The organism is Arenibaculum pallidiluteum, assembly GCF_017355985.1.
Lineage (GTDB): Bacteria > Pseudomonadota > Alphaproteobacteria > Azospirillales > Azospirillaceae > Arenibaculum > Arenibaculum pallidiluteum.
Genome location: NZ_JAFIQU010000006.1, coordinates 291,966 through 309,090, shown reverse-complemented (window position 1 = coordinate 309,090; position 17,125 = coordinate 291,966). Strand labels below are relative to the sequence as shown.

The 17,125-nt window shown below is 70.3% G+C and carries 18 protein-coding genes; 4 read left to right on the top strand and 14 right to left on the bottom strand.

From position 1 onward, the window contains the following. Positions 1-17: 17 nt before the first annotated feature. The 5 genes from JUB13_RS15275 to JUB13_RS15255 form a co-directional block, all read right to left on the bottom strand. Positions 18-809: an SDR family oxidoreductase gene (locus JUB13_RS15275; RefSeq protein ID WP_236024955.1), complete on the bottom strand. Its 792-nt coding sequence runs from the start codon at positions 807-809 to the stop codon at positions 18-20. 14 nt (positions 810-823) lie between these two features. Continuing rightward, complete coding sequence (locus tag JUB13_RS15270) at positions 824-1,765, bottom strand: 3-hydroxyacyl-CoA dehydrogenase (RefSeq protein WP_207480370.1); 942 nt, start codon at positions 1,763-1,765, stop codon at positions 824-826. 31 nt (positions 1,766-1,796) lie between these two features. Continuing rightward, entirely contained in the window at positions 1,797-4,397 is a 2,601-nt protein-coding gene (locus JUB13_RS15265) for a branched-chain amino acid ABC transporter ATP-binding protein/permease (protein ID WP_207480368.1), read from the bottom strand. 6 nt (positions 4,398-4,403) lie between these two features. Continuing rightward, on the bottom strand, positions 4,404-5,282 hold the full coding sequence (locus tag JUB13_RS15260; RefSeq protein ID WP_207480365.1) for a branched-chain amino acid ABC transporter permease: 879 nt from the start codon (positions 5,280-5,282) through the stop codon (positions 4,404-4,406). A 72-nt stretch (positions 5,283-5,354) separates the two neighbouring features. Further along, the gene (locus JUB13_RS15255) at positions 5,355-6,605 is read right to left on the bottom strand and encodes a substrate-binding domain-containing protein (RefSeq protein ID WP_207480363.1); all 1,251 of its coding nucleotides are present in this window, start codon (positions 6,603-6,605) and stop codon (positions 5,355-5,357) included. A gap of 130 nt (positions 6,606-6,735) precedes the next feature. On the opposite strand from JUB13_RS15255, the gene JUB13_RS15250 reads away from it, so the two are divergent. Beyond that, entirely contained in the window at positions 6,736-7,464 is a 729-nt protein-coding gene (locus tag JUB13_RS15250) for a GntR family transcriptional regulator (protein WP_207480361.1), read from the top strand. Positions 7,465-7,485: 21 nt separating this feature from the next. Here the strand turns inward: JUB13_RS15250 and JUB13_RS15245 are convergent, their stop codons facing one another. From JUB13_RS15245 to JUB13_RS15230, 4 genes are all read right to left on the bottom strand, one after another. Then, positions 7,486-8,010 carry a gamma carbonic anhydrase family protein gene (locus JUB13_RS15245; RefSeq protein ID WP_207480360.1) on the bottom strand — a complete coding sequence of 175 codons (525 nt, stop codon included), beginning with the start codon at positions 8,008-8,010 and terminating at the stop codon, positions 7,486-7,488. A gap of 248 nt (positions 8,011-8,258) precedes the next feature. Further along, a complete protein-coding gene (locus JUB13_RS15240) occupies positions 8,259-8,468 on the bottom strand; it encodes a hypothetical protein (RefSeq protein ID WP_207480358.1) in 210 nt (69 codons plus the stop codon). Positions 8,469-8,681: 213 nt separating this feature from the next. Continuing rightward, the gene (locus JUB13_RS15235; protein ID WP_236024954.1) at positions 8,682-9,131 is read right to left on the bottom strand and encodes a septal ring lytic transglycosylase RlpA family protein; all 450 of its coding nucleotides are present in this window, start codon (positions 9,129-9,131) and stop codon (positions 8,682-8,684) included. A 266-nt stretch (positions 9,132-9,397) separates the two neighbouring features. Next, positions 9,398-9,955 carry a phosphatase PAP2 family protein gene (locus JUB13_RS15230; protein WP_207480354.1) on the bottom strand — a complete coding sequence of 186 codons (558 nt, stop codon included), beginning with the start codon at positions 9,953-9,955 and terminating at the stop codon, positions 9,398-9,400. A 205-nt stretch (positions 9,956-10,160) separates the two neighbouring features. On the opposite strand from JUB13_RS15230, the gene JUB13_RS15225 reads away from it, so the two are divergent. Then, positions 10,161-10,634, top strand: a complete 474-nt coding sequence (locus JUB13_RS15225) for a DUF4112 domain-containing protein (protein WP_207480352.1) — start codon at positions 10,161-10,163, stop codon at positions 10,632-10,634. An 11-nt stretch (positions 10,635-10,645) separates the two neighbouring features. Beyond that, positions 10,646-10,843, top strand: coding sequence for a hypothetical protein (locus tag JUB13_RS15220; RefSeq protein ID WP_207480350.1), 198 nt, complete (start codon positions 10,646-10,648; stop codon positions 10,841-10,843). Positions 10,844-10,910: 67 nt separating this feature from the next. Here JUB13_RS15220 and JUB13_RS15215 read toward each other — a convergent pair whose 3' ends face one another. The 5 genes from JUB13_RS15215 to JUB13_RS15195 form a co-directional block, all read right to left on the bottom strand. After that, positions 10,911-12,746 (bottom strand): patatin-like phospholipase family protein, encoded by a 1,836-nt coding sequence (locus JUB13_RS15215; RefSeq protein ID WP_207480348.1) that lies wholly within the window; start codon positions 12,744-12,746, stop codon positions 10,911-10,913. Between the two features lie 301 nt (positions 12,747-13,047). Continuing rightward, entirely contained in the window at positions 13,048-13,305 is a 258-nt protein-coding gene (locus tag JUB13_RS15210) for a hypothetical protein (protein WP_207480346.1), read from the bottom strand. Between the two features lie 134 nt (positions 13,306-13,439). Next, positions 13,440-14,279, bottom strand: a complete 840-nt coding sequence (locus tag JUB13_RS15205) for a C40 family peptidase (protein ID WP_207480343.1) — start codon at positions 14,277-14,279, stop codon at positions 13,440-13,442. After that, entirely contained in the window at positions 14,260-14,697 is a 438-nt protein-coding gene (locus JUB13_RS15200) for a MarR family transcriptional regulator (protein WP_207480341.1), read from the bottom strand. Before JUB13_RS15200 ends, JUB13_RS15205 begins: the two co-directional genes overlap by 20 nt. An 80-nt stretch (positions 14,698-14,777) precedes the next feature. Continuing rightward, positions 14,778-16,163 (bottom strand): leucyl aminopeptidase family protein, encoded by a 1,386-nt coding sequence (locus tag JUB13_RS15195; RefSeq protein ID WP_236024953.1) that lies wholly within the window; start codon positions 16,161-16,163, stop codon positions 14,778-14,780. A gap of 263 nt (positions 16,164-16,426) precedes the next feature. Between JUB13_RS15195 and JUB13_RS15190 the strand changes: the two genes are divergently transcribed. Continuing rightward, positions 16,427-17,080 carry a glutathione S-transferase family protein gene (locus JUB13_RS15190; RefSeq protein WP_207480339.1) on the top strand — a complete coding sequence of 218 codons (654 nt, stop codon included), beginning with the start codon at positions 16,427-16,429 and terminating at the stop codon, positions 17,078-17,080. Positions 17,081-17,125 lie beyond the last annotated feature (45 nt).

Genomic DNA, 17,125 nt, shown 5'->3' with positions numbered 1-17,125 from the left:
CTCTCCTCCTGTGGGGCTCAAAGAGCGACGATGTTCCCGCAGACGCTCAGTGCCTGGCCGCTGACGTTGCGGCCGGCGGTGGAGCAGACGAACAGGATCGTGTTGGCGATGTCCTCGGCCGTGACCATGCGGCCGAGCGAGGCCTTGGCCCGGTACTCGGCCTCCATCTCGTCGTAGGGCACGCCCAGCGCGCCGGCCCGGGCCGAGATCACGGCCTCGATGCGCGGCCCCTGCACGACGCCGGGCAGAACCGCGTTGACCCTGATGCCGTCCTTGCCGAGCTCGATGGCCAGGCTCTTGACCATGCCGACGATGGCCCATTTCGTCGCGGCATAGGGCAGGCGGAAGGCGTAGCCGAGCCGGCCTGCCACCGAGGACAGCGCCACGATCGACGCGTCCTGCGATGCCTTCAGCATCGGCACCGCGCGGGTCAGGCAGTAGAAGTGGCTGTCCAGGTTCACCGCGACCGTGCGGTGCCAGTCCGCGTCCGAGATCTCCTCGACCGCGGCCGTGGGCCCGGCGATGCCGGCATTGTTGACGAGCACGTCCAGGCCGCCCCAGCGCTCCTCCACCTCGCGGAAGAGAGCGTCGACCTGCACGCGCTCGGACACGTCCGTCCGGGTCGCCCCGTGATCGGGATGGGTGGCGCGGAACTCCGCGAGCGCGGGCTCCGAGATGTCGCAGACATGGACGGCCGCGCCCGCCGCGATGAAGCCGTCGGCGATCGTGCGCCCGATGCCCGCCGCGCCGGCGGTGACCAGCACGCGCCGCCCCTTGAGGCCGTATTCCATTCCGGGTGATCCGAACATCTTTCCTGATCCCTTCACGAGCCGCTCGACGCGGCGATCTTGTGCGCGAGCAGCGCCATCAGCCGGCGGTCGCGCCAGGCTTGGCGCGCCGGCAGCCCTTCGGCCGGCAGAGCCTTTCGGCGCTCGGCATGGATGCGGGCGACGACCGGATGGGTCCAGCCGGCAGGCGGCAGGGGCTCGGCCTCGACCCGGTCGTAGAAGCCGCCGTACCGCGCGGCATAGTCGGCGACGCCTTCGGGCGCGTTCAGGTCGATGGTCTCGAACGGTCCCATGAAGGACCAGCGCAGGCCCAGCCCGTCGCGCACGCAGCGGTCCAGGTCCTCGGGCGAGACGTAGCCATGGGCGACCAGGCGCAGCGCCTCGTTGAGCAGCGCGCCCTGCAGCCGGTTCAGGACGAAGCCCTCGATCTCGCGCTCGACGGTGACCGGCACCTGGCCGACCTGCTCCATCAGCGCGCGGGTCCGCGCCACCGCGTCGTCGCTGGTCCAGGGCGTCCGGCACAGCTCCACCAGCGGGATCAGGTGAGGCGGGTTCACGGGATGCGCGACCAGACACCGGCCGCGCCCGGCCAGCCCCTCCGTGAAGGCGGAGCCCGGGATCGCCGAGGTCGAGCTGGCGATCACCGCGCCCTCGGGCGCCAGGCGGTCGAGCCCCGCGAAGGCGGCGCGTTTCAGGTCCAGGCGCTCCGGCAGGTTCTCCTGCACGTAGTCGGCGCCCGCGACCGCCTCGGCCATGTCCTCTGCCACGGAGAGGCGCGCCAGGATGGCTCCGGCGCCTTCCTTCAGCAGCCCGGCGCCTTCGAGGTCGCCGAGGCTGGAGCGGATGATGTCGAGCGCCTTGGTGGCCTCGGCGGGCGAGGCGTCCGCGAGGCGCACCTCGCAGCCGCCGCGGGCGAAGACGATGGCCCATGCGCGACCAATCAGGCCGCTCCCGATGATCCCGACCCTGGTGGTCATGATCCTTCCTTCCGCTGATTGCCGCCGCCTGTCAGAGCCATAGGACCTCGCGCCGGTAGTCCAGGTCCTCCAGCAGCGGCCGGCTCGGGCCGTGATGGACCACGCGCCCGCGCTCCAGCGCATAGGTCCGATCGGACAGGGACAGGACCAGGTCGAGGTTGTGGTCGACGATGATGATGGAAACCTCCCGCCGCAGGCGGTCGAAGACCGTGAACAACTCCTCGGTCACGGCCGGCGACAGCCCTTCGAACGGCTCGTCGAGCAGCAGCACGCGGACGTCGCCGTGCAGCGCGCGGGCCACCGCGACCATCTGCTGCTCGCCGCCCGAGAGGTAGTCGGCCGGCGTGTCCAGGCGCTCGCGCAGCCGCGGGAAGAACTCGAGGATGCGCTCCGTGTCCCAGTGCCTGCCCGCGCCGGTGCGGCGGCGCAGGCGTCCCAGCATCAGGTTGTCGGCCACGCTCATGCCGGCGAACAGCCCGCGGCCCTGGGGCACGTAGCCGACCCCGAGGCGCGCGATCTCGGGTGCGCTCAGGCCGGCCAGGTTCCGCCCCTCGTAATCGATGGTGCCCGAGGCCGGCGGCGCGATGCCGATGATGCCCTTGAGCAGCGTCGACTTGCCGGCGCCGTTCCGGCCGAGCAGCGCGACGATCTCGCCTTCGTGCAGGTCGAAGGACACGTCGTTGATGATGTGGCTCTTCCCGTAGAGCACGTTCAGGTCGCGTACGGCCATGACCACGGCGCTTCCCGCCGCGCTCTCGCGCGGACGGGACGCGATCGCCGCGGTGCCGGAGCCGATGTAGACCTCCTGCACGCGGCGGTCGGTGCGCGCCTCCTCGACCGTGCCGTCGACCAGGACCTGGCCCTGGTTCATCACGGTCACGCGGTCGGCGAAGCCGAACACCCGGTCGATGTCGTGCTCGACGAGCAGCACCGGGATGTGGTCGGCAATGCGCCGGATCAGGGCCGCGATGCGCTCGCGCTCCGCCGCGGCCAGCCCCGCCAGCGGTTCGTCCAGGAGCAGGATCGAGGGGCGGGACGCGAGGGCGATGCCCATGTCCACCAGGCGCTGCCCGCCGTAGGAGAGGCTCCCGGCCAGCGCCTGCTCGGTCCCGCCGAGCCCCATGAAGGCGATGACCTCCCTGGCCTCGGCGTTGATCTCCTCGATCGCGTCGGCGGGCCGCCAAGCGTTGAAGCGATGGGCGTGCCGCGCCTGGGAGGCCAGGCGGATGTTTTCCTCGACGGTGAGGTCGGGGAACAGGTTGGTGATCTGGAACGAGCGCGCGAGGCCGGCCTGGCAGATGCGGTGCGGCGACAGGCCCGACACCGTCGCGCCGCCCAGGCGCACGGTCCCCGCGCTCGGCGCGAACATGCCGGAGATCAGGTTGAAGACCGTCGTCTTGCCGGCGCCGTTCGGCCCGATCAGCGCGTGCAGCGTGCGGTCCCGGACCGCGAAGGACACGTCGCTGACCGCGGCCAGCCCGCCGAAGCGCTTGTGGAGACCTTCGCAGGTCAGGGTGTGGCCGCCGGCCTCCGCGGCCTCGCGCAGGAAGGCGGGCACGGCCGTCCCACCCGCGCCCTGGCGGGCCGAGACGCGGTTCGCCATGGCGGCCTCGCCGACCGGGGGCGGGCGCAGCATCGACCACAGGCGCGCGCCGACGCCGACGAGCCCCGTCGGCGAGAACAGGATGAAGCCGACGAAAAGGAGACCGAACCAGAGCAGCCAGTTCGGCGTCCACATGGAGAGGTATTCGCGGAACAGGATGTAGAAGACGACGCCGAGCGCCGGCCCCAGGAAGCTGCGCATGCCGCCGATCACGACCATGGCCAGCAGCTCGCCCGAGAAGGCGACGCTGGTCGGCTCGGCCGAGGCGAAGCGGTTCTGGAGCACGAACAGCGCGCCCGCGAAGCCCGTGAGCGTCGCGGAGATCACGAAGGCCACGAGCTTGTAGCGGCGGGTCGGATAGCCGACGAAGGAGGCGCGCTGCTCGTTCTCGCGGATTGCGACCAGGGTCCGCCCCAGGGGCGAGCCGAGCAGCCGCCAGAGCCCCGCGGCCACCGCGAAGGTTAGGATCCCGACAAGGGCATAGAAGGCCCGCGGGTCGTTGAAGTCGATGCCGAGCAGCACCGGCCGCTGGATCCCGCCCAGGCCGTTCTCGCCCCCGGTCAGGGCCGTCCAGCGGAAGGCGGTCGCGAAGGTCATGGCCGTGAAGGCGAGGGTCAGCAGCGAGAAGTAGACGCCGCGCCGGCGCAGGAACAGGAATCCGGCGACCGCCGCCAGCGCGGCGACGACCGCGACGGCGCCGAGCACGGGGCCGAGGACGCCGCCCGGGAGCCAGTTGAGCTGGATCAGCGCCGCCGCGTAGGCCCCGATGCCGAACCATGCTCCATGGCCGAACGACACGAGCCCCGTGTAGCCCACCAGCAGGTTCAGGCCCATCGCCGCGATCACCAGGATCAGGCAGATCGTCGCGGAGTCGTAGGTGAGCCCGATCGCCTGGAACAGGAACGGCAGGAAGACGATCCCGGCCGCCGCGACCACGAGCTGCATGGGCACGGAGGATCTCCGCCTGACCGTGACCGCTGGCCCGGCCAGCCCGATCGGATCCGATCCGGCGCTCTTCTGGGTGGTCATGGGCCCTCACTCGAAACGCAGGATGCGCTCGCCGAACAGGCCCCGTGGTCGGAGCAGCAGGACGAGGAGCATCAGGAGGTAGATCGAGGCCTCGGCGGCGGCGGGCACATAGTGGACCGCCAGGCCACGCACGATGCCGACCAGCACGGCCGCCACGACGACGCCCCAGAAGCTGCCGAGCCCGCCGATGACGACGACCACGAAGGCGGCCGTGATGATCTCCGTCCCCATGGCGGGATGGACGCCGGTGATCGGGGCGAGCAGCACCCCCGCGAGGCCGGCGAGCCCGATCCCGAGCGCGACGACGGCGCTCATGACGGGGGCCAGAGAGATGCCGAGAACGGCGACCATGTCGGGATTCTGGACACCGGCCTTCACCACGCGGCCGAAGGAGGTCCTGTTCAGCAGGAGCCAGGTGGCCGCCACGGCGAGCGTTGCCACGGCCAGCATGGCCAGCCTGTAGTAGGGGAAGATCAGGTCGCCGACGAAAAGCTGGCCCCGGATGAAGTCGGGGATTTGGAAGGGCAGGGGCGCCGCCCCCCAGAGGATGCGGATGCCCTGCTCGATCACCATGGCCAGGCCGAAAGTGAGCAGGAGGCCGAGGATGGGATCGGAGCGGTAGAAACGCCGGAACATCGTCCGCTCCAGCGCGATCCCGATCAGCGCGACCAGCACCGGCGAGAGAACGAGCGCGCCGGTGAAGCCGAGACGCTGCGCGATCTCGACGGCGAAATACGCGCCCAGGGCATAGAAGGCGCCATGCGCGAGGTTGACGATCCCGCCCAGGCTGAAGATCAGGGACAGCCCGAGCGCGATGAGCAGGTAGTAGGCGCTGACGACCACGCCGTTGAGCACCTGCTCGAAGACGAAGATGAATTCTTCCATCGGCTCCATCCAGCGGCCGCGGACGCGCAATCGGGAGCACCGCGCCGGCGGGGCCGGGCGGTGCCGCTTTGCTCAGGAAAGGGCGCAGGCGCTCTCGGACCGGGGCAGCGCGATGCGCTCGAGATCCTCACCGGGACCGGGGACAGGCTCGCTCAGCAGCAGCATGTCCCACTTGTCGGCATGCTGGGCGGCAGGCTTCGGCCGGATCGTGTACATCTCGTTCATGAGCTGGTGGTCCCAGCTCCGGAAATAGCCCTCCCGCCCTTTGAGGACATCGAACTTGGCGCCGGATTCCAGATGGCGGAGTATGGCATCGGCTTCGGTCGACCTGGTCTCGTTCATCGACTGGGCCAGGATCTTCATGCCGAGATAATCGCCCCAGGCCTGGTTCTCCGGCGGCTTTCCCCAGCGCTTCGTGAAGGCTGCGACGAAGGCCTTCGCGCTCTCGGTGCCGATGGTGTGATGCCAGAGGGCCGGCCAGATACCGGCGAAGGCGTCGGCACCCGCGCCCCAGGCCGCGGCCGTGTCGAAGCCCCCTCCTGCCAGTGGGAAGTCGAGGCCGTACTCCTTGTATTGCTTGATGAAGTTCGTGATCTGGTTGCCGGCGAGGTTTGAGAAGACGACGTCCGGGCGGGCGCGCCGGATCTTCAGGATGAACGGGCTGAAATCGGTAGCGTCCGTCGGCACCAGCTCGTTCTGCGACAGGTCGGCGCCGTTCTTCTGCGCATAGCGGCGGCTGACCTCCAGCAGGTCGTGACCGTAGGCGTAGTCGGCGGTCAGGCCGAACCACTTCTTGCCCTGGACCATGCCCTCGCGCTTGAGGCTGTCGCCCACGGCGTTGATGTACATCGTGTTCGCGGCCTCGATGTGGAACATGTAGCGGTTGCAGGCCTTGCCGCGAAGCTCGTCGGAATTGCAGCCGGTCTGGATGAACGGCTTCTTCTCGCGAAGGGCGACCTGGGAGATCGCGAGGCCCGAGGCGGAGCTGATCTCGCCGAGGATCGCGATGACGTTGTCGCGGCCGAACATGCGGTCCGCCTTGGTGGAGGCGGTGGATGGATTGACGCTGTCCTCGGCCACCAGCTCGACCTTGCGGCCCAGCACGCCGCCGGCCGCGTTGATCTCCTCCGCGGCGAGGGTGACTCCCATGACGCCGTACTCGCCCAGCGGGCCGAGAAAGCCCGTGCGCGGGGTCAGGTGCCCGACGCGGATGATGTCGGACTGCGCGCGGACGATGGCCGGCGCTCCGATCGCCGCCAGGACGGCGGCCCCGGCGGAACCCTTGAGGATTGTGCGTCGCGACACTCCATCCAGCTTGATCATCTGTGCGGCCCCTCCGTGGCGGTTACCATTGCGTGGCGGCGTGCGATATGTGATCTCAGTTAAGGGCGATATGTTTGGCGCGTCAACAATCAGGTCCCATGACGGACATGCGCAAAGGGTGGAGGTGACGATGCTTGGGCTGGAGCCGATCAGCCGCGAGACGGTCGGAGGGCGCGTCTACCGGGACCTGCGCGAACTGATCATGGCCGGGCAGATCTCGCCGGGAGAGCGGCTCTCGATCCGCGCACTCGCCTCGGCGCTGGGCACCAGCGTGATGCCGGTGCGCGACGCGGTCGCGAAGTTGGCGGCCGAGCAGGCCCTGGAGGTGCTGCCGAACCGCGCCGTGCGCGTTCCGCCCATGACCCAGGACCGGTTCGAGGAGCTCCGGGCGATCCGCCTGCTGCTGGAGGGCCACGCCGTCGAGATCGCGACGGCGCGCATGACGCCGGCCCGGCTGGCCCGGCTCCACGCCATCCATGCGGAGTTCGAGGCCGAGCACGACCGCTCCGAACCGGACGCCGGCGCCCTGGTCCGCCTGAACAAGGACTTTCATTTCCACATCTACGAAACGGCGGAGATGCCGTCGCTTCTGCGGATCATCGAGGGCCTGTGGCTGCAGATCGGGCCGGTGCTGAACTACGACCTGCGCTCGAAGTCGAGGCGCACGAAGGATCGGACGGCGCTCGGGTTCCACCTCGCCCTCGTCCAGGCGGCCGCCCGCGGGGACGCGGCCGGCGCCCGTGCCGCCCTGGTCGGCGACATCAACGCCGCAGGCGACTTCATCCTGAGCTGCGGTGCGCTCCTCGGCGCGTCCCCGGCGGAGCGCCCCGAGCGCGGGCGCGGGGCGAAGCGGGCCTGAATTCCCGCGGGGGCGCGCCTGTCAGTCGATGCGACGAAGGCCGCGACGGAAGCGCTCGGCATTGCGGACATAGGTCTCCGCGGACCGCCCGAGCTGCGCGATCGCCTCCTGGTCGAGCTCGCGCGCCAGCTTCGCGGGGGCGCCGATGATCAGGGAGCCGTCCGGGAACGCCTTGCCCTTGGTCACGAGCGCGCCCGCCCCGACGAGACAGTTTCGGCCGATGCGGGCGCCGTTGAGGATGGTGGCGCCCATGCCGATCAGTGTGCCGTCGCCGACGGTGCAGCCATGGACGATGGCATGGTGCCCGATTGTGCAGCCGCTACCGACCGACAGCGGGAAGCCGGGATCGGCATGAAGCATCGCCCCGTCCTGGACGTTGGTCCGGTCGCCCACGACGATGTCCTCGTTGTCGCCCCTGAGAACGGCGCCGAACCAGATCCCGACCGCCCTGCCGAGCCTCACGCGGCCCATCACATGGGCATCTGGCGCGATCCAGCAGTCGGGCGCGACTTCGGGCTCGATATCGTCCAGGGCATAGAGCGGCATCGCTTTCCTCCTAGGTAACGGACGAGACGCCGGAGGCGGCACCCCGCGCCTGGCAAGGTGCCTCGGGGCTTCGCGGCGATCCCGTCGCGCCGATCAGCTTCAACGGCGCCCCAGTGAACAGCAATTCTCTGGCCCTGTCCTGGCCGGGCTGCTGGAGGTCGAGGTTCTTGAATGGGCGGATCGGCCGGCCTGGAATCAGAACGGGCCCCGAAGGGCCCGTCCGCAGCGATCGTCTGGCTTTCCCGCGCTCAGCCCGGCTGGGCGATCGGGCTCCTGGCCTCTTCGATCTGAATGAGCTGCGGCGCACTGCCATGCGCGACGCGCCAGCCCGTCACGGCGCTGCACGCCAGCAGCACGAGGGTCACGGCGAAGAGCCCGTACACCACCACGGCGTCGGGCGAAAGGCGGCGGAAGGCAACGCGTCCCTGGTGCTGATGGGCCAGTGTCGTCATGATCAAGGATGCTCCCGGAAGCCAACTCGCGCGGTTGGCAATGCTATTACACCCGAAATCTTCTAATAGCCGGTAAACAGAACAACCCAATTTCGGGTACTCAAGTCGCCGCCGGGCGATATCTTCGAAAATGGGGAAAATGCGATCTATCCACCAAGTATAGGAATGGGGCGTTCGGGATGCCCCCTACGCCACTACCCATAGTAGATCGCCTGGGCTTCAGCCCTTGGGCTTGCGGGTGTCCTCGCGACCGTAAAGGCCGTCCTGGCGTTGAGGATCCGCCTCGATCCTCACGGTCGCCGTGCCGTCCTTCGTCATGCCGAGCTGGCGCGCCGCTCTCTTGGACAGGTCGATGACGCGGCCGCGGACATGGGGGCCCCGGTCCGTAATCTGCACCTCGGTCTTCCGCCCATTCTCGATGTTCGTCACCTCGGCCTCCGTGCCGAGCGGCAGCGTGCGGTGGGCGGCCGTCTGCTCGTTGGTGTTGAAGCGGTCGCCGGCGGCGGTCCTGCGACCATGGAACCTGTCGGCGTAATAGGAGGCCTCGCCGCGCTGGACGAACTGCCGCTTCAGCTCCTTCGGGCGCTCCCCGGCCGCAAGGCCAGCCGTGCCGGCCAGCAGCGATGCCGAGGCCGCAAGGACGAGCGCCACGTGTTTCCCGCTTCTCAAGGCTTGTCTCCTGACCGTTCCGATCCCGTCGTGAACAGGGAGGCGGCCAGCGCATTCCCGTGACATTCCGCGGGACCGGGGCGACCCAGGAACCTGCCGCGGGCCCCGCCGTTACCTCCTGCAGCGGAATCCCTGAGCGGGCGAGGAGGCCCGAGCTATGCCCAACATCTTCGTGATCATCGGCGTGATCGTCGTCGTTCTGGCCATCCTGTCCTTCCTGGGGCTGCGCTGATTCTGCCCGCGCCCACCGGCGCCGGCACGCCCGCTCAGAAGCGGAGCCTGCCGATCAGCCCGAAATACGGCTTCGATACGCCGACGAGGGGGATCAGCGTCGCGGAATCGTCAACCGCCTCGGTCAGGAAGAACGCCGTCGTGTAGGCCAGCGCCGCGCCGGCTATCACGTCACGGACATGATGGTCGTCGGACTCGACGCGGCTGTAGCCGACGACGGATGCGACAGCCGCCGCGGGCAAGCCGTATTCCCACCCATAGCGGAAATGAAGGTATGCGGCGCCCGAGAAGGCCTTTGCGGCGTGGCCGGATGGGAAGGCTTCCCTCCCGCCGTTCGGGCGCTTCCCCCACCCAGTGCCGTCGAAGGTTTCCTTCAGACCTTCGGTGAGCACGAGCGTGACGCCGAAGGTCGCGCCCAGCTGCGCCAGGCCCTCACGGTCGTCCCTGGCGGCGGAAATGCCCCCCGCCGCCAGGGGAATTCCGTAGCGCATCAGGTCGCCGAAGGTCTCCAGGCCGTCTCCGGCCTGCACCGGCGGTCCCGCGAGGATGACCGCCAAGCCGAAGGCCGGGGTCGCACGGCGAAGACGGCTCATGTGGCTCTCGCTCTACGCAGCAGACGCGTGGTGCAGCGGTCGCTCAGTCGGGCGCGGGCGGTGATGGCACCCGCCTTCGCCCTGACTTCCTCAAACAGGTCGTGCGCGCCTGCATCTCTCATGGCCCGCCTTGAATTCCGTGGGGCGTGGGGTCACATCCAGGTCACTTCGATCCGGGCCCCTCTGGCAGCCGCCTCCGGCTGCGATGTCGGATCTCTCACCTGACGAGCGCCTCGCGCTCAGCTTCTGGGAGACCACCTTGTACGGCCAAGCATCCCCCCTGCAATTCACCACCGGCGCCACCGACGTCGAGGCCACCCGCGATAGGCTGGAGGCCATCGCCCGCCTGCTCGACAGCGCCTTCGTCGTGCCCGGGACGCGCGTACGCGTCGGCGCCGACGCCATCCTGAACCTTGTTCCCGGCCTCGGCCCGCTCGTGTCCAAGGGCCTCTCGGGCTACCTGATCTACGAGGCCCGGCGGCTCGGCGTCCCCACGGGAACGCTCATCCGCATGGTGGGCAATGTGGGCCTGGATTTCCTGATCGGCCTGATCCCCATCGTCGGCTGGGTCGGAGACGTGTTCCATCGCGCGAACGCCAAGAACATGCGTCTCCTGCGCGAGCATCTCGACCGCGTGGTCGGCCCGCGCGGCGTGATCCTCGAAGCGACCGCGCGCTAAGGGAGGTCGCAATGCTCAGGAAGTTTGCGGTGCTCGCGCTGCGCATGGTCGCCGAGCGGTACGGGCGGCGCTGGATCCGGGGCGCGCCGGGAGCCGGCCGCGTCTCCCCCGGCGCCTTTTCCACCGATCCCTTTTCTCACGGACGTCGGGCGCGCGGCCCGGCGGCGCAGATCCTGCAGATCCTTCTCGGACGCCTCCTGAAGCGCTGATAAGGCCGGCCTGGGGCCCCGCGCCGGTGCGCGGCCCCAGGCGCTGCGGCCGCCTTGCGGGCACGCCTTACGGGCCGGCGTTGTCCAGCGACGGCACGAGCGGCCGGGCCCCGGGGGCGTCCGGAGGCGCGGCCAGCGAAGCCACCTGCGGCGAGGATTCCGGCGGGGCCGCGCGGCGGTCGACGTCGGCGACCGCCGCGCGGATCGCCCCATCCACCGCCGTCACGATCCGATTCCGGAGAGCCTTCCGGAGCGGATAGAGATAGCCCGTCGTCACCGTCCGCTTGACCCAGCCCCAGGGACCGGCCTCGCCGGCGCCGGGAAGCATGGGCGCCTGCAGCGCGTCGACCAGCGCATGGACGCGCGCCTTCACCAGGATCCCGATCCGGTCGAGGTCGGACGCGCGGCCGCCGGGCCAGTCGGGCAGCGGCTCGGGAGCCGCGCAGCGGCCGAAGAGCGGGACGATCGGCACATGGGTGGGATCGTTCCCGCAGCAGTCCGCGTCCGTCATGCGGCTGCGCCAGTCCTTGAAGAGCGGATTGTCCCTGGGCAGCGCGAAGGTCCTCTTCAGGAACCTCTGGCAGTTCCGGCGCCCGAGCATGAAGTCGTGGTGGCGGTAGGCCTCGGCAAAGAAGCCGAGGAAGGCTCCCAGGCCGCCCGAGGCGAGAGCCTCCCTGCCGCGGATCCCGTCGCCGCGGGACGGCGCGACGAGGTAGCGGCTGTAGACCTTCTCGTCGAGAAGCGGGTCGAGGTCGGCGGGATCGTAGCGGCACTGCATCTTCAGGGCGTTGGCGAGCGCAAGGGCGACCCTGTATAGCGGCGCCTCGGTCTTCAGCCCCTCCGCGAGGGGATCCGCGAAGGGGTCGACCATGATCACGGCCCGTTTCGCCCTGTCGCCCTCCCGCGGGTTCCGGCCCTGCGATCCCGCGAGCGCCTTGCGCGCGAGCTCCAGCGGCTCGTTGTCCATGGTCCCGCCGTCGACGCACAGGAAGCTGTAGGGATCCGCGTCCCGCGGTTCCGGCCAGGCTGGCTCGTCGAACTGCCATCCCTCTGTCCCGCGCCGCGGCCTGCGCCACGAATAGTCTTCGAAGGGACGCCTGAGGACGCGCGGGGCAAGCGCCAGGGGGAAGGCCCCGGTCGCGAGCGCCGTCGTACCGAGCGCGCGCCATTTCTCGTCGGCATAGTCGGCCCTGCCGGAGAGCGGGGCCGCGTCGGGCGGGACGGGGGCCTCCTGCCTGCGCCCGGACAGCGTCTCGACCGCGAAGGCGACCCAGTCGCGGTGCATCGTCATCTGGTGGCGCAGACGCGCGTCGGTGCGGAAACCCAGCGCATAGGGCACGCCGCGAAGATTGGTGACCGTCAGGGCAAGCGTCAGCGGGTCGGAGAGCCAGCGCCTCCCGCTGCCCGGGGGCGGCCCGCCGAGGACGGTCTCGACGATCTCGTCGAGGTGCCGGGAGTTCAGGGCGGACCTGACTTCCCGACCGCCTTGGAGATCCGTGGTGTCGAGGAGCTTCGTGATGTCGATATCCTTCACCCAGGCCCGATAGAAGGGATTCCCGGCAAGCCGGGCAGGCTCGGCATCGGGCCGCGCAGGCTCGAAGGAACGCCCCTGCCAGGCGGCTGCGATCGCCCCGGTGATACCGCCTGCAGAGGCACCGGTGATGATCCTGACCACCACGTCATGTGTGGGAACGGCCCGCCCGTCAGGCTGCGCGCCCGGCGAGGACTTCGCGGCCTCCCATGCATCAAGCGCCTCGAAGAGGAAGTCCATCACCCCCGCGGTGTAGGCTCCCGCGGAGACTGCGCCTGCCAGCGTCAGCCCGATCTCGAAGCGCCCGTCCTCGGGCAGCGGCCTCTCGGCCGGGAACCAGGCCTCGTAGTTCCTGGGATCGAACGATGTCATCACCGAACCCTCCCTGTCTGGCGGCCGCCCGCAACGCCGAACGGTTCTTGCGCCCGGATCATATCGTGCGCAGTGTTGTTGCGCGGCCCGTCTTTCGTTAGCGCTGCAACCTCGGGGCGTCTCAGGCGGGGTAGGGGACGTCTCCGATCGGCGAGCTATGGCGCCGCCACGGCGGGGCATGGGGCGGCCGCGGACCGGGCGCGCGGTGCCGGCCCTGCTCCGGCAGCGGATCGCAGGTCGGGCGTTCTGCAGGTTAGGCGTTCTGCAGGTCAGGCGTTCTGCAGGTCAGGCGTTCTGCAGGTCAAGCGTTCGGCGGGGTCCCGGCCTTGGCGCCGCGTCCCAGGGCCATGTTGACGACGGCCGCCGCGTCCCGGCGGAAATCGTCGTTCCGGCCCAGACGCGTGAGCACCATCGCCGCGATCTTCCGCCAGAACCTGGCGGCGCCGCGCTGATCCGCCTGGGCCGCCTTGTCGGCCCAGTGCTGGGAAAGGCTCAGGGCGCAGGGCCCGTGCTCGCGCAGGAGCTCGTCCGCGATGCGCTGGTGGTGACCGATCTTCAAGGCCGAATCCTGACCGCGGGAGCGCCATGCTCCGGACAGTGCTGACAACAGCGCTTGCGGCGCGGGATCACGGTCCCGGATGGCGGCACCCGCCGCGGTGTCGCAGGAGGATCAGCGGTGGCCGCGCCGGATCGCTAATCCAGGCGCCGGACCGCCAGGATGCCGCCGGCGCGCGCGGCCACCTCGTCCAGCGGCTCCACGCAGACGGACAGGGAGAAGGCGGTGGCATGCAGGAGCCGCGTGCCGTCGAGCATCAGGCCGACATGCCCCGGGAAGAAGACGAGGTCGCCGCGCCGGTAGGCGAAGCCCTGGCCGTTCTCCGACACCAGCGTCCCGACGGCGGCGCGCTGCTGGTCGCTGTCCCGGGGCGCGTTCCGCCCCGACGCGGCCATCGCCCGCTGCGCCAGACCGGAGCAGTCGATGCCCAGGCTCGTGCGTCCGCCCCAGAGATAGGGGACGCCCAGGAACGCCAGCGCCGTGTCCACCATGTCCGCGGGCGGCGCGCCCACCGGCGTCAGGTGCTTGGCGAAGATCCAGCCGCCCGTCGCAAGCTCGGACCAGCCGTTCTGCGTGCGGGCGACCGCCACCAGGGCCCCCTGGCTGAGGTCGTCGCGCGGATGGGTCTTCAGGTCCGCCTCGGGGAACAGGAAGGTCCGCAGGGCGGAGACCTGATGGGTCGGCGCGAGCGGGCCTTCCTCGAGCGCGGAGGCCGGCGTCCAGCCGACGTAGCCGTCCGTCCCGCACTGGCCCCAGGCCCAACCATCCCGCCGGTCGTAGACCGTGAAGGTCTCGCCGAAGATCAGCTCCGAGGTCTGGCGCGCGGCATCCGTAGGCTCGCCGCGCAGGGTCGCGCGGCCCTGGCGCATGCGGTGCGCGACACCGTCGGCATAGCGCGGCGCCTCGACGATGCCACGCAGATGGGATGCCGCCAGGTCGTCGCGATAGGGGGTGACCCTAGGATCCGGCGACTTCATCGGCGAGCGCCAGGTTCAGCGCGCCGGCATCGTCGCGTGCCGTCGCCGCGCCGATCATCTCGGAGTCCGGTGCCATGGTGCCGCCGACACCGCGCCGCGCCTCGATCACGAGATGGGCGAACTCGGTCAGGAAGACCGAACCCTTCACCGTGCGTTGCACCAGCACGTTCCGCCGGTCCGTCTCGTCCCGCTTGCGGCGGATAAAGCCGAGCCGCCCGAGCCGGTCGAGAGCCCGGCTGATCGCCGGCTTCGAAATGTTCAGCGCGGCGGCCAGGCCACGCACGGTGTGGGGCGGTGGCGTCAGATAGACGGTCAGAAGCAGCGCGAGCTGCCGCGACGACAGGTCTGGGCCTGCCTGCCGGACGCTCGTGACCAGGACGGTCCGCCACAGGTCCAGCGCTTCCAGTTTCTGCGCCATGCCGCTCCTCTCGGACGGGCGACACCGTTCTATGCCGCTCAACCGGGAGTTTGCCGGATGCTTCGGATACCGGCAAGAATTTAGCGCGCATTGCTGTAGTCGCGCTCGAGCAGCCGGAACACGGCGCGCATGCCCAGCGCCTCGCCGCCTTCGGGCCGTCCGGGGCGGCTCGACGGGTTCCAGGCGAAGGTGTCGAAATGCGCCCAGCGGATGCCCTCGGGTATGAAGGACTCCAGGAAAAGTGCGGCGGTGATGGCGCCCGCGAAGGGGCTCGAACCGGTGTTGCTGAGGTCCGCGACCTTGCTGTCGAGCATCTTGCGGTATGGGCGGTGGAGCGGCAGGCGCCACAGCGGATCGGCCACCTCGCGCCCGGCATCGGCCAGCCTCTGGGCTGTACCGTCGTCGTTGCAGAAGAGCGCCGGCAGATCGGGGCCGAGCGCGACTCGGGCGGCGCCGGTCAGCGTCGCGAAGTCGACGATCAGGTCGGGCTTGCGGCTGGCGGCCTCGTGAAGGGCGTCGCACAGGATCAGGCGCCCCTCGGCGTCGGTGTTCCCGATCTCGACCGTCGTGCCCTTGCGTGTGCGGATCACGTCGAGCGGCCGGAAGGCATCGCCCGAGATGGCGTTCTCCACGGCGGGGATCAGGACCCGCAGCCGCACGCGGAGCCCAGCCATCATCACCATCCGGGCGATGCCCAGGACATGGGCCGCCCCGCCCATGTCCTTCTTCATCAGCAGCATGCCGGCGCTGGGCTTGATGTCCAGGCCGCCGCTGTCGAAGCAGACGCCCTTCCCGACCAGGACCACCGCGGGGTCGCCCTCGTGCCCCCAGGAGAAGTCGACGAGGCGCGGCGGCCGGGTGCTGGCCCTGCCAACGGCGTGGATGGTGGGATAGCCGCGGGCGAGAAGCTCGTCCCCGACGATCTCCTCGAAGGAGGCGCCGAACTCCGCGGCGAGGTCGCGGGCCGCCTGGGCGAGCTCGGCCGGCCCCATGTCGTTGGCGGGCGTGTTCACGAGGTCGCGCACCAGCGTCGTTGCGCTGGCCGCGCGCTCGACGGCGGCGCGGTCGCAGGTCTCGGGCCAGGCAAGCGTCGCGCCGCGGCGCTCGGAGCTGCGGTAGCGGGTGAAGGCGTATCCGCCCAGGGCCCAGGCGAGCGCCGCCGCCGTCGCGGCGGCCGGGTCCATGGCCCCCTCGATGCGGTAGGCCCCGGCGGGCAGCGTGCTGGGCAGGCCGCCGAAGGCCCAGGGATCGTCGCCACGGCCGAGACCGACAAGGATGCGGCCGAGGCGGCCGCCCGCGTCGGGCAGAAGGGCGGTGGCGCCGGCGTCGGCCTTGAACCCGGTCGCCCTGATCCAGGCGCCCACCGGCTCGGGCTGCCCGGCGATCCAGGCGTCCAGGCGGTCTGCGGTGATCGGCAGCAGCGGAACGGCGTCGGGAGCGGCGGCGTCGGTCAAGTTCGGCAGCAAGGTCCAGCTTCCTCTCGGGCCCTCGATCTCGGGGCGCCAAGAATGGCAAGGCGCGCAGCCGGTGGGAAGGGGACAGGCACCCGATCCGACGAAATCGCATGGCATCGCCGGGTGCCGTTCCCTGGCCTTGCGACCCATGGCTCGCGGCCCGGTGCCCGTCTGCTTGCAGCGCCGGGTCTTCATGCCGCCGGGTCTTCACGCAGCCTCCGGGCCGTCGTAGCCTCTGTCGATCCCGCGGCCAGCCGGCGCCTCCAGGAGCTGTCATGAGCGATCTCGTCCTCGTCATCGGAAATAAGGCCTACTCGTCCTGGTCGCTCCGGCCCTGGCTCGCCCTGAAGCAGGCCGGGATCCCCTTCGAGGAGGTCGTGATCCCGCTGCGCCAGCCGGAGACGAAGGCCGAGATCCTGGCGCATTCGCCGGCTGGCAAGGTCCCGGTGCTGCGGCACGGCGAGCTCGTGCTCTGGGAGTCGCTGGCGATCTGCGAATATGTGGCCGACCTGTTCCCCGACGCCGGCCTTCTGCCCGACGACCGCGAGGCGCGGGCGGTCTGCCGCGCGGTCTCGTCCGAGATGCATGCCGGCTTCCCCGATCTCCGGCGCAACATGCCCATGGACCTGAAGCGGAGCCTGCCGGGGCGCGGGCACGTGCCGGCGGCGCTCGCCGATGCCCAGCGCGTCCAGCAGCTCTGGCGCGACGCGCGGGCGCTCTACGGCGCCGGCGGGCCCTTCCTGTTCGGGCGCTTCTCCATCGCGGATGCCATGTTCGCGCCGGTCTGCACGCGTTTCGATACCTATGGCGTGGAGCTCGATCCCGTCAGCCGGGCCTATGTGGAGGTGGTGCTGGGCCTGCCCGCCATGCGCGCCTGGATCGAGGATGCCCGGGCCGAGCCCTGGACCATCGCGCACGACGTGCCATAGCGCCCCGGTCTGAACGGGGGCCGGACGCCGCGGCCGGGAACTGCG